This is a genomic window from Microcoleus sp. B5-D4, assembly GCF_036705145.1.
GTDB lineage: Bacteria > Cyanobacteriota > Cyanobacteriia > Cyanobacteriales > Microcoleaceae > Microcoleus.
Genome location: NZ_JAUBTV010000004.1, coordinates 164,678 through 177,184 on the forward strand (window position 1 = coordinate 164,678; position 12,507 = coordinate 177,184).

Sequence of the window (12,507 nt, forward strand, 5' to 3'; positions counted from 1 at the left end):
AGATGCCTGTTCCACAAATTCAACAGGCAAGATGCCTGTTCCACAAACACTCACAGGCAAGATGCCTGTTCCACAAATTCAACAGGCAAGATGCCTGTTCCACAAACACTCACAGGTTTCTTGTGGGGAGTAGGGGTTGGGCGGGACGCCCGCCCATCAAAAGCGGATTAACAATCCAAGATGTGAGTTAGGCTAAGGCTGCTACGGAAACTTTACCCGCAATGCGACCCGCGATCGCCCGCAACTCCCTAGCTGAAGCAGAACCCGGTTGCCCCACCACGATCGGCACCCCCGAATCGCCACCTTCCCGCAACGGAATTTCCAGCGGAATGCGGCCTAACAGCGGCACTCCCAACTCAGCAGCAGTCTTTTCCCCGCCACCAGAACCGAAAATATCGTATTGCTTGTCGGGCATATCCGGTGGTACAAAATAGCTCATGTTTTCCACAATTCCCAACACCGACACTCCCAACTGCTGGAACATCTTTAACCCCTTGCGGGAGTCCAACAAAGCCACAGTCTGCGGCGTCGTCACGATCACGACACCAGCCATCGGCACAGCCTGCGCCATTGTCAACTGCGCGTCTCCAGTACCCGGAGGCATATCGACAATCAGATAGTCTAAATCGCCCCAATTCACCTGATAGAGGAACTGCCGAATGATCCCGTTCAACATCGGGCCGCGCCAAATCACGGGTTGATCTTTGTCAATTAAAAACGCCATCGACACCAATTTGACGCCGTAATTAAACGCAGGTTCGAGGCTTTCCCCGCTTTTCCCGTCCCTAACCATGACTTTCGCGTCCCCCAGACCCAACATTGTCGGGTCATTGGGCCCATAGATATCCGCATCCAGCAAACCCACCTTAGCGCCGGTTTGCGCCAGCGCTACTGCCACGTTTACCGCCACCGTGCTTTTGCCGACGCCGCCTTTGCCGCTGGAAATTGCGATAATATTTTTAACGCCTTCAATGCCTTGGCGATCGACCACTCCCTTTTGCTGGGGCGTCTCGGCTGTCACCTCCACCGCCACTTTTTCGACTCCTGGCAACTGTTTGACCGCTTTTTGGCAATCTTCGACAATAAATTCTCGCAGCGGGCAAGCAGGGGTTGTCAGCACTAAAGTAAAACTGACGACACCGCCGTCAATTTTTATGTTACGAATCATGTTCAATTCCACCAAACTCTTTTGCAGTTCGGGGTCTTGCACGGGTCGCAGGATTTCTAAGACTGAACTAACATCGAGTGTATTGGGCATTGTGTTCTCCACCATAGCTCTGCAATTGGGTTTGCGAATTTTCGATCGCAGGTTTAAGTATATTTTTATTGCTATTTTTTAATGTAACTTCATAGCGATCATTTGCAGACCTGCGGTGGCATAATTACATGACGACTGGATTTGGGACTCACGGTCAATCTCAAACTCAAATGCGATCGGCAAGAATTTCTACGACCGAAAGCAATTTGGTCACAATAGGCGAATTGAGCCGTGGTCGCAATTCTTCAATCTAAAATCTAAAATCTTAAATCTTAAATCGGATGACAGTTTCTACCACACTTAAAACCGCCACTTCCCCGTTTTTGCCGCCCGCTGACTCTAGAGCTAGAGTCAGCCAATTTATGAAAACCCTACAAGACGAAATTTGTCAATCCCTCGAACAGCTCGATGGCGTTGGCAAATTTAAGGAGGACTCTTGGGAACGCTCCGAAGGCGGGGGCGGACGTTCTCGCGTCATGCGCGAAGGCGATGTGTTTGAACAAGGGGGAGTCAATTTTTCCCAAGTGTGGGGCGAAAGTTTGCCGGCTTTGATTCTGGCCAAGCACCCCGAAGCTGCAGGTCACGATTTTTATGCAACAGGCACTTCGATGGTGCTGCACCCCCGCAATCCCTACTTGCCTACGGTTCACCTGAATTACCGCTATTTTGAGGCCGGGCCGATTTGGTGGTTTGGCGGCGGTGTGGATTTGACTCCTTATTACCCGTTGGCTGAGGATGCAGCTCATTTCCACAAAACTCTGAAAGCAACTTGCGATCGCCACCATCCCGGATATTATCCGACATTTAAACTCTGGTGCGACGAATATTTCTACCTCCCCCACCGCCAAGAAACCCGCGGCGTGGGTGGCCTGTTTTTTGACTACCAAAGCGCTCAAGGCGCGCTTTACCGCGACCATCATGTCAAAGGCAAAGCAGCCGAGTGCAGCAACAACATCGGGGCGCCGGAACCTAGAACTTGGGAGTCGCTGTTCGCCTTCGTACAGGATTGCGGCCGGGCATTTTTGCCGGCTTACACCCCTATTATTGAAAAGCACCGATCGAAAGAATACGGCGAGCGCGAGCGTAATTTCCAACTTTACCGCCGCGGCCGTTACGTTGAATTTAACTTGGTGTACGATCGAGGCACGACCTTTGGCTTACAAACCAACGGACGCACCGAATCGATTTTAATGTCCCTGCCACCTTTGGTACGCTGGGAATACTGCTACGAGCCAGAACCCAACTCTCCAGAAGCCGAACTCTACTCCAAGTTCTTAAAACCGCAAGATTGGGCGAATTGGATGCCTCAGCAGTCACCGACCTGAGTTAAACTACTGGGACAGTAACCACCGCGATAGATAATAAATTTGAGGGAAGGGTCAGTGATTCATATTGATCAAAAAACCCACACGCTTCAAGACGGTACAACAGTTATCGTCTTAGCACCGACAGGACGGTTGGACATCACTACAGCTTGGCAATTCCGCCTCAAGTTGCAAGAGTGTATTTCCAAACTTAGCCGCCATGTTGTAGTGAATCTTGGTCAGGTTAACTTTATCGATAGCTCTGGCCTGACCTCACTTGTAGCAGGTATGCGGGATGCGGATAAAGTTAAGGGAAGTTTCCGCATTTGCAATGTTCATCCTGAAGCCAAACTGGTGTTTGAAGTCACCATGATGGATTCTGTGTTTGAAATATTTGAAACGGAAGAAGAAGCTCTAGAGGGGGTGCCGCGCGCAAGTTGACCACTCCCGTTTGCATCGCTTGCGGTGTAAGCGCAATTTAAGCTTGAGGCTCACAAAAAGCGCCGGAACCCTGCACAAGAACAGGAAGCAGGTAAATTCTTGCCAGCTTCCTTATGCTTTCTTCCTTTTTTGAGAGGTTGAGAGCAATTGCTAGGATGATATTTTCCTAGACTTTTAGGTAATACTCATGACAATTGGTGTAGACTGAAGTAGCCTGCATAAAACCATCAGTAATGATGACTTGGACTTTCTCTCACTTCTCTCAAGCTTTCGCTTGAGAGCATCTCTGTAATCCTTGCGGTTCGAGGTTGGTCAAAACCAGTGAAGAATACACCTCCTTGATTTGTGCAAAATACGGTTAGAGCCATAAAAGTTAGGTGGCTCTAAAATTTTTCAAGGCCCCAACAGTGGTGAGAAAACACCCAGTTTGAGTAGCGCTTTAGGGATTTTCCTTAAAGCTTTGTGGGATACCACCATGCTCTGGGACCTGTCTGATGAGTGTGCTATATTCGGATTCTCTGAGGTTGTCGGAGATTGTCTGGATTAAAAGTATCAGGTTCACCAAAACACTAAAGTAGAAGAATAGGTCAAGGTAAAGTCTTGCCTTCTATCCTAGATAGCTAAATCTTTCTTCCTTGTTTCTTGTTGCTTCTTTCTTCAAACCAATATCTCAGCAGCAAAATCCTGACGCTTGACAAATCTAAAAGGGCCCATTAAGGCTCCCCAGATAGCCTTGCCAGTCGTGGGGCTTATTCCTTTGTCATAGCTGAGAAATTCCTCGCCTGCGGCTTCAAATCCCAAGTCTACTTGGTAATTTTGCCCCCCGTAGGCAAAGCCGCAGCGAGTGCCCTCCGGCAAAGATGCCCGAAATCGATAGCCGTTTGAGGCTAAATTTTCCACCGCAACCGAGAGGGTGCAGCCGGGGAGGAGTTGGATTTGCTCCTTCGTTAGCTTTCCAAGCAAGTCGGGGTTGCAACCGGCTCCTTTGACGGCTGTAATGTCCTTGAACATATAATACTGAGCTTCGATAAGTCCCGGCGCTATCTGTGAGTGTCTCAGTTGCACGATGCGGGGGCGGTATGGCTTGTCTAATTCCAGAATGTTGGCTTGTTCGGCAAACAGGGCAATGCTGGGTTCGGAAAATAAACGAACGGGTAGTGGTCTTTGCCACATACGAAGGTGGACGTACCACGCCGGCTCTGCTAGCGCTTGTTCCCGGTTGTCAAATTCGCCCGCCATGTACTGGGCTAAAGCTATTAATTCAGGAGAAAGTGTCATGTTTGTTTGATTTTTCACGATTATGGTTGACAAAAAAAAGTTATTGTGATATGGAAAGCCATATCTAGGCTGGGCAAGTCAGAAGATTAGATTTATGAGCGATCCCAGAAGAGCTATGATTGTAAAGATACTGGGGTTTTTCCCTCCTATGGCGACATATTAATTGTTGCAGCCGATCGCGCGTAAAATATTTTTGAGAAAATTTTGTCTCGCAATCCGGCCGCAACCCTTAAAAAACTGGCAAATTTTGTCAGCCAGATCGCAGAATTGACTCCCCGACTTTACTCACGCCGCGCTGGCACGCCCGCTACGGCAAAATTATTTATCTATAAGACTCAGGTGAACAATAACCGTACTGTTTCAGATACTAAGCGAAGTTTCTATACGATTCACACTCGACCGATCAACTCAATTTACCGTCGAGTGGTGGAAGAGTTGATGGTAGAAATGCACTTGCTTTCGGCGAATGCCGATTTTCAATACGACCCGATTTATGCTTTGGGTGTAGTGACAGCTTTCGATCGATTCATGCTTGGGTACGCCCCAGAAGCAGACAGACTTTCGATTTTTAACGCTTTGTGCAAGTCCCTAGAAGACGATCCAGAGCGCTACAAGCAAGACGCTCAGCGATTGGAAAGCTTGGCAGATAGACTTTCCGGGCAAGAGTTGCTCTCGTGGCTCGATCGCTCGACCAGCTTTGAAGATACAGCGGATTTGCAAGCGTCTTTAGGGGCGATCGCCAGCAACCCTCAATTTAAGTACAGCCGCTTGTTTGCGATCGGTTTGTTCTCGCTATTAGAAAAAGCTGACCCTAACTTGGTAAAAGACCAAGAAACGCGAAACAACGCGATCGCCAAAGTCAGTGCGGCCTTGCACCTGCCAGAAGACAAAGTTAGCAAAGATTTAGATTTGTACCGCAGCAATTTGGAAAAAATGGCCCAAGCGCGAATAGTGCTTCAAGATGTCATCCAAGCGGAACGGAAAAAACGCGAAAAGCGAGAAACAAAAGTTACCGCTGGCCCTTCGGCAGACTCTTCTGACAGGAGCAATTAATCGTTTGAAAGAAGTTCGGCAGCGGATTTTGTAACGGATGTAACGGATGTAACGGATGTCGGGAAGAAGGAAGTTCGGCAACGGATTCGTTCAACGGATGTAACGGATGTAACGGATGTAACGGATGCCAGGAACAAGGAAGAAGAAGGAGTTTTTTATTTGTTACACAAAATAAAAAACTCTTAAATTTTAATTTTTTTTCTTGAATTCTGGCTTCGGCCTTGTGGCTTCAGATGTTGGTTGCTCAGAAACTAAAAATCCCGCTTTCTGAATAGAGCGGGATCGACTTAAGTAAAATAGAGCTGTTGGGGTGGTACTAAGGCTGCGGCTCAAAATTAGTGGCGTTAGCTTGCAGCCAAGTGCTTAGCTGTGAAAGAACTTCGTTTCCCGAGGACTTGCCCAAAGCTGTGGGGTTTGGGGTGTCGGGCCTGTCCAAGTTGCGGGCGATCGCTGCATTGACTTCTTTGGAAATCAAATCGTGAAGTTGCTCTTTAGCCCTAGCCCTTTGAAAGTGAGCTCCCTCTTCCGTCGTAGCGTACAGAGGTGGCAGCCTATTTAAAGCATAAGCTGCAATATCTCCCACATCCAGACTCAGGTCGCTCGTCGCTTCAATGTCGGCCACCCTAGCGATCGCATCGCTGAGCACCAACTCTTCCATAACGTTGATGAACTGTTTGCGTGGCAGAACCACAACTTCGCCAGTCAACAAAGATCCCATCAGACGATCGAGAGCCATGTACTCTTCGATCGACAATTCCGAAGCCGTATTGCAGATCCGTCCCACCTCAGCTTCCATAGACGGCGTTAAATAGCCATCCTGCAAAGCCTGTTCAACAATTTTTTCAATACTCATATATGCGTCCCCGCTCAACGGCATCATCAATAAAGTTTTGTGAAGACGCGATTGTTAGCGTCTTGAGATTCGAGTTTTGAGAGTTGAGTTGAGAATTTTTATACAAATCCTAACTCAATACTGATAACCCATAAAGTTATCTGCACACCCCAGCCACAAACTTACCCCATAATTGACGGCTTTATTCATCAAAACCTGTAAAAACTCCTACTCAACTCCCTGAAGCCGCCAAGGTACAGGATCGACGGCCTGCCCATGCACGTAAAGTCCCCAATGCAGGTGAGGGCCTGTGGAAGCCCCCGTTGACCCCAGAGTACCAATTACTTGACCTGGTTTCACGACATCGCCTTCCTTGACATCAATCCGGGCCAGGTGCATCAAAATACTTGCTACCCCCTGACCGTGGTCAATACCAACGACATTCCCGTGGATTTTGAACCCTTGGGATTCGCGTCCCACTAGAGATACCCGACCTGCTGCTGGTGCGACTACAGGGGAACCGTAAGCACCCGCATAATCAACGCCGCGGTGGTAGTAGTCTTGAGCAAATACCCCATTATAATAACGTCGCACCCCGTAAATAGTGGTAATTTCGCCGGAGTTGGGGCGCAACAATTTGCCGTCCCAAAATTTTTCGGGTGTCACGAGTGCTTTAAATGCGTCTACGCGATCGAACTCCGCGTCTGTACCTTCGCTGTCTTTCCCAGGCGGTAGCCAGATGGATTGAGTAGGAAAATTTCGATCCCGCACTTGGAGACTCAAGTTCTGAACTTGTCCGTCACCTGCGACTTGGATTTGGCGGGCACCGGGTTTCTCTAGCGGCGTCGTCGGTAGCAGGGCCCGAAAGCGGCCGTTGCCGATCGGAAAAGCGGGGTAGTTTTTTTGCTGTAGAGAAACTTGTGGAGTTTCCCCGCCGTTACCGTCAACCTGAATCATTACTGACAGCGTATCTCCCAGTTGGGGATTTGTCGGCGTCACAACTACCTGCAAAGCTTGTACCGGCAGGGCAAAACTTAAAAGGCCAGCAACAATTCCCCCGATCGAACTAGCGGTTAGCTGGTTTGCTTTCAACTGCCCCCACCGCAAAATCCGACCTGTAACTATTTCGGCACTTAGCCCGCCGTTGCCTCGACTCACAGTCATTATCATCACTAGGTGTCCTTAATCTTTGTCTCGCTGAGATATTTTCAAGTATCTAGACTAACTATAGCAATCCTCAATCCGTCGATAAAAACAGCCGTAGCTAAAAAGCTTGGTCAAAGATTGGGAGATGAGAGACTCACTTAAATAAATACTTAACAGCACTCAAAAATTTGGCGAGACGATCATACTTTCGCACAAATGCCGTTACCTTCCTCAAGTCGAAGATTGATAATACTTCGGACAGTTTCATAGCCCAGGTATAGGTAGCTAGAAACCCGGTTTCTACGAGTTTTGCGACGACTCACGATAAATCTACGAAGAAACCGGGTTTCTGAGGTCGGCGTGCGTCCGCCCCCGCTGGCATTTTTATGTCGTAGCATCAAACCCTTAATTTTCACTTTTGGCTGATAAGCTGTTGTGCATTTAAATTGAATATCAAAAAATCATCTAAATCTTGTGGGGAGTAGGGGGTTGGGCCAGAAAGCCCGCCCTGAAGATGCAATTTAAATGCGTGACAGCTTAATCTGATCACCTAAATTTATAGGGATTCAAAGGTAGCGGTGAAACCATCTAAGGTCAAGCATTCTTCCATAAATTCCTCTACATCGTTGACATTCTCAAGCTGATATTCCATGATGCGTTGACCATCGCCTTTCATCTTTTTGGAAGAGGAAGGCGTGGCGGGATATTTGGCAGCAATGGCTTTGAAAGCTTTGGAATGGGTATCCCAGCTTGCAGCCGAACATTTTATGATTAAAAGCCACATGATTAAATTCCTCCTTCGGTTTGGTTTACTAATAGTCTGACGACAGTGAAAGTTAGCTCAATAATGCCGAAAAATCAAGGGATTCGGTGGTTGGGAAAAAAGCTAAAAGCCGAGCCACTATGTGAGCAACACCACCCTTAACATTAGATTCAACATTCAAAGGCATCACGGGATCGTGGAGTGATAAGCGTAACAGAAACCAGCCAGATTCGCTAGGTGACGTGCAGGAAATTCGCAGACCTTCGTAGTTATTAGGAACGATTTTCCAGTCTGCTTGCGTTGAGACAAATTGTTGCAGTTGTTCAATAACCCGATCGCCCTGCGCTTTGAAATCATCCACAGCAATTTTAATCCGAAATTCTGCACTTTCTTCGGGTTCTTTTAAATTCGCAATTAAATCCGGCAAAGATTGGTTTGCTAGCTTTGACTTAGCCAATTCAATCAATAATTTGCTGACCAAATAAGCGCCATCATCCAAAAAGTAATTTTCTTTCAAAGCTCCATGTCCAGAGGTTTCAATCGCCAGCCATGATTCCTGTCCGGCTTCATTGAGGCGAATCGACTCGTCAATCACATTTTTGTAGCCGCGTTTAAAGCGATGGTGAATCCCTTTTAAATCTTGTTCGATGAATTGCGTTAAGCCATCGGAGGTGATAGAATCGGTGACAATGGTAGAGCCTGGGTGTTCTTGTAATACGATCGCCGAAATCAAGGCAATTAAGCGATTGCGATTGAGTTCCTTGCCAACTTGATCGACGGCCGCACTGCGATCGACATCGGTATCAAAAATAATCCCAAAATCTGCTTGATGTTCAATTACCGCTTGACAAATTGACTGCATTGCCTGTTTATCTTCGGGATTTGGCACATGATTGGGGAAAGTACCATCTGGTTCTAAAAACTGACTGCCCGTAGTGTCTGCACCTAAAGGTTTTAAGACTTTATCAACATAAAAACCGCCAGCACCATTGCCCGCATCCACAACAATTTTTAATCCTGTTAGTGGTTGCTCAAAGTTATCGGGATGATTGACTGCTTCCCGGATTTTTGTGACAAATTGGTTAGCATAAACTGAGATAAAATCATGCTTTGTAATCTTACCGGGCGAGGCTGCTGGCTGAAAGTTATTGCTTTGCGCTAGTGCTAAAATATCTGTAATATCTTGTTTTTGTAACCCACCTTTGGCCGTGAAAAACTTTAAGCCATTTCGATTAAAGGGCAAATGGCTAGCAGTGAGCATAATTGCGCCGTCGCAATCAAAACCCGGGGTAATGGTACTCATAAACATGGCGGGAGTTGAGGCCATTTCAAAGTCGTACACAGTTGCACCAACTGAGGCGATTCCCTCCATGACTGCTTGCATTAAGGTTGGCCCTGATAGGCGACTGTCACGCCCGATCGCGATCGTTAATTCTGCCGCTGGTTTATTGACTTTGGGCACCAGCCAACTGACAAAGGATTTACCTAAGATTGTGGCAATTTCGGGGGTGAGGTTGACTTTTTCATTGGGGACGCCTTCGAGGGCGATACCGCGAATGTCTGAGCCATTTTGAAGTTTTGTCCAGTTGAAGTTTTGCATAATAATTGATGGTAAGTAAAAAGATCGGAGTCGGCGGTTGAAACCGATCATAGAAAGTTTTGTCTGTGGCTAGACGGTTCGACTCAGCTTTGCCGATCGTCTTTCGCGGACTAACAAATAAACAGGGGAGAAATTTTGGATTTGGTATTATTAGTCATCAGAAATATGGGTTTGAAACCCCGTCCTAAAAGGACGGCTTTACATTGAGTTAAAACATACAGCGGGGTGGAGGGGTATGGTTGCCCCAAGGCGTGAGGTATGGTTGCCTCAATCTCCTTTCGGAGTAAAGTTAGCACGCGCCTTTGTTTAGTGAGCTTGCGCCGGCTAGCAGCACTGTCGAGCGTGACCTTAAGACTGTTTAACCGCTAGCGACAGAGCAAGGGACTAGCTACGCATCAAGCGGGTGTTGTGACTCAAAAAACGTAGTCAATTAAGACGCTTGGCTGGTCAGAACGGCTTGTTAGATTTCTCCTTCAAGCCTCATGCCTTTAGGCTGAGGTTCCTGACTAGGGTGACAGAGTTTTTCAATTCAATCAGCTAATCGGCATTTAAGTTGTATTTAAAGAAACAATCCCAGTCTTGTGGGTGGGATTTGAGCAACGCCCAAAATATCCAATTGAAATGTTGAACCGCTTACTGGGAATTTTGGCCCCATCACCGCTAAGATTAAGCTTTAATTCCTTAGTCGCGTTCAACGCTGTAAATTGCCTGCAAGCGGAACTCACCATGAGCGGGAACTTCCACAATATCTGTAGCTGCATTGGTCGTTTCTACGCAGAGTAAACGCTGATAATCTGCATCATCAAGGTCGGCCATATTTGCAGAAATTGTCACCCAGGGATTCCACACTACGACGGATTTACTACCCGATGATTTAATGCGAATTCGACGATTGAGGGCGCTATCCTCAATGACTAATTCATTGGTGACATCAAGATAAATGCGATCGACTTCACCTGTTACTACCACTGCACCCACTTGAGTTTTTTCGACACCAGCATCAACTTTATCAAGATACTGGCTATTTTCTAAGCCTAAAACCTGCACGCGGTTGATATCGCCGACTTGGAAATAGGTGTGGAAAGCTTGGGTGAGGGGAAATGCTTTGTCGCCTAGATTGCGGGTGATTAATTCTACTGTGAGGCTGATGCCGATCGTAATCACGATCGCCAGTTCAAAGGCGATCGGCCAAATTGCTCTAGTTTCATCGGTATCCTTGAGTCCGAGAGTGACTTTGGTGGCGCCGTCGGGGGTTGTGGCGGTTTCTAGCACATTCCAGAGGCGATTCCGCACGAATCCATGACTCGGACGCCCCAAGGCTTCGGGATCGGGGCCAAACCAGGGCCAACAGATTGGTATACCGCCTTTGATGGCTTTCCCTTCGGCGTAGTAGGCTTTTTCGCTGAGGAACATCAAGTCTGTGGCTTCGGTGGCTGGTTGAAAGGAGAGAACTTGACCGGAATACACAGAAATTAAGGCTTTGGCTTGACCGTTGTCGATGTGAATCATGGGGAAACCACCGTTTCCGGTGGCGAAGGTGAGGTGTCCGGCTATGCCGTAGTCTGTGTTTAATTGGTCAATACTCATCAGAAATATGGGTTTGAAACCCCGTCCTTTTAGGACGGCTTTACATTGGATGGGGGGGGAGGAATTCTCCTCCGATGAATGCTTGTTACCGCCTTGGATATACTAACGACGTTCGACGTTTTGTATTCGCCTTTAACCCGGACAGTTACGGATCGAGTGCTTTCTACCTGTACGCATAACAAGTGGCGGTAAGCCCGTGTGTGTATATCCCTTCGCCACTGATATCCCTTGAGGTTACAGACTAGGGAGGCATCCAGTAACATCGTTCGGTGTACCACCACCAGATAATTCAGTTTGTCTCAAAGACGCAGGCTAGACACTGTTTTAGTCTCAAATTAAGAAGGTGGTGAGTCTTCCTCTTTCAAGCCCCATGCCTTTAGGCTGGGGTTAGTGACGCTGTTGGCTTGGTGAATTGCTTTACAATTATCCGATATTATGGTTGCTAGATTGATTAGATTGTTGAGTTTGACGAGGGAAGGTGCGATCAACACAACGAGGGACTCACAAGAACGAATTGGGAGTGCCAACTGATCGCCCGGGGATGTGCGATCGAACCCATCGGCAGACATTGCTGAGTTCTCCGATCGCCAAGCTAATGCAGCAATTCATCCAAACACGGCGTAGCGACAACACTCCGCATCTCTTCTTCGAGGGTGATTTGAAGCGGCAATTGCCTGGGATGCCCCCAAAACAGGGATCTTTGCGCTGTCCGACTGATTGCATCCGCTAGCGTTGGCATCGAAACTTCATATCAAATCCGCGCTTCATCGTCGGGCGTAAAATCGATTCAACACTCAACACTCAACCATCATTCAGTTTTTCGACCCCGAGTTAACAGCCAACAGTCAACAGTCAACCATCACGGACGGTGCAACCGGAATTGATATCACTTGTCAAAGGCGGAGTTTCGCCGAAACCCGGTAAGTCCACTGCGACCGCTTACGGTTCAGCGTTACTGAATCAAGTTATAGATGATCTAGGAACAGTTCAGCCGTTGAGCCGTATTAAATGGAGAGTCGATCGACTCTCATGCGCGCCAATTCACAACTCCTGACGAGTCGGACGGATGATCATTTCGTTGACATCCACATCACCGGGCTGCTCAATGGCATAGGCAATGGCCCGGGCGATCGCATCCGCATCAATGGCAATTGAATACAACTGATTCACCGCTTTAAAAAACCTAGGCAAACCTGGGTAAGCTCAGCGGTATAAGTTTGAAACGTTCTTTCTTAGCGCCTACGC

Annotated in this window: 12 protein-coding genes; 4 read left to right on the top strand and 8 right to left on the bottom strand. The window is 47.7% G+C overall.

All coding sequences use genetic code 11. The annotated features are described in order from the left end of the window. Nucleotides 1–187: 187 nt before the first annotated feature. Nucleotides 188–1,258, bottom strand: a complete 1,071-nt coding sequence (locus tag QUB10_RS03620; protein WP_006631390.1) for an Mrp/NBP35 family ATP-binding protein — start codon at nt 1,256–1,258, stop codon at nt 188–190. 281 nt (nt 1,259–1,539) lie between these two features. Between QUB10_RS03620 and hemF the strand changes: the two genes are divergently transcribed. Beyond that, entirely contained in the window at nt 1,540–2,583 is a 1,044-nt protein-coding gene (hemF, locus tag QUB10_RS03625) for an oxygen-dependent coproporphyrinogen oxidase (protein ID WP_333199627.1), read from the top strand. A gap of 57 nt (nt 2,584–2,640) precedes the next feature. Next, a complete protein-coding gene (locus tag QUB10_RS03630) occupies nt 2,641–3,003 on the top strand; it encodes an STAS domain-containing protein (RefSeq protein WP_006631392.1) in 363 nt (120 codons plus the stop codon). 657 nt (nt 3,004–3,660) lie between these two features. Here the strand turns inward: QUB10_RS03630 and QUB10_RS03635 are convergent. Further along, complete coding sequence (locus tag QUB10_RS03635; RefSeq protein WP_333199644.1) at nt 3,661–4,281, bottom strand: chromophore lyase CpcT/CpeT; 621 nt, start codon at nt 4,279–4,281, stop codon at nt 3,661–3,663. A 339-nt stretch (nt 4,282–4,620) separates the two neighbouring features. Between QUB10_RS03635 and psb29 the strand changes: the two genes are divergently transcribed. Next, entirely contained in the window at nt 4,621–5,334 is a 714-nt protein-coding gene (psb29, locus tag QUB10_RS03640) for a photosystem II biogenesis protein Psp29 (RefSeq protein ID WP_333199646.1), read from the top strand. 316 nt (nt 5,335–5,650) lie between these two features. Here the strand turns inward: psb29 and QUB10_RS03645 are convergent, their stop codons facing one another. The 5 genes from QUB10_RS03645 to QUB10_RS03665 all read right to left on the bottom strand — a co-directional run bounded on the left by QUB10_RS03645 (nt 5,651) and on the right by QUB10_RS03665 (nt 11,262). After that, a complete protein-coding gene (locus QUB10_RS03645) occupies nt 5,651–6,187 on the bottom strand; it encodes a late competence development ComFB family protein (RefSeq protein ID WP_193971299.1) in 537 nt (178 codons plus the stop codon). Between the two features lie 207 nt (nt 6,188–6,394). Next, nucleotides 6,395–7,336 carry a M23 family metallopeptidase gene (locus QUB10_RS03650; protein ID WP_333199629.1) on the bottom strand — a complete coding sequence of 314 codons (942 nt, stop codon included), beginning with the start codon at nt 7,334–7,336 and terminating at the stop codon, nt 6,395–6,397. Between the two features lie 532 nt (nt 7,337–7,868). Further along, nucleotides 7,869–8,096, bottom strand: a complete 228-nt coding sequence (locus tag QUB10_RS03655; RefSeq protein ID WP_333199631.1) for a hypothetical protein — start codon at nt 8,094–8,096, stop codon at nt 7,869–7,871. A gap of 52 nt (nt 8,097–8,148) precedes the next feature. Beyond that, nucleotides 8,149–9,675: a phosphomannomutase/phosphoglucomutase gene (locus QUB10_RS03660; RefSeq protein ID WP_333199633.1), complete on the bottom strand. Its 1,527-nt coding sequence runs from the start codon at nt 9,673–9,675 to the stop codon at nt 8,149–8,151. Between the two features lie 681 nt (nt 9,676–10,356). Beyond that, nucleotides 10,357–11,262, bottom strand: coding sequence for a D-hexose-6-phosphate mutarotase (locus QUB10_RS03665; RefSeq protein ID WP_333199635.1), 906 nt, complete (start codon nt 11,260–11,262; stop codon nt 10,357–10,359). A gap of 520 nt (nt 11,263–11,782) precedes the next feature. On the opposite strand from QUB10_RS03665, the gene QUB10_RS03670 reads away from it, so the two are divergent. Continuing rightward, nucleotides 11,783–11,992, top strand: a complete 210-nt coding sequence (locus QUB10_RS03670; protein ID WP_333199637.1) for a hypothetical protein — start codon at nt 11,783–11,785, stop codon at nt 11,990–11,992. Nucleotides 11,993–12,303: 311 nt separating this feature from the next. On the opposite strand, the gene QUB10_RS03675 is transcribed toward QUB10_RS03670, so the two are convergent. Beyond that, complete coding sequence (locus tag QUB10_RS03675; RefSeq protein WP_445300777.1) at nt 12,304–12,453, bottom strand: hypothetical protein; 150 nt, start codon at nt 12,451–12,453, stop codon at nt 12,304–12,306. Nucleotides 12,454–12,507: the final 54 nt, after the last annotated feature.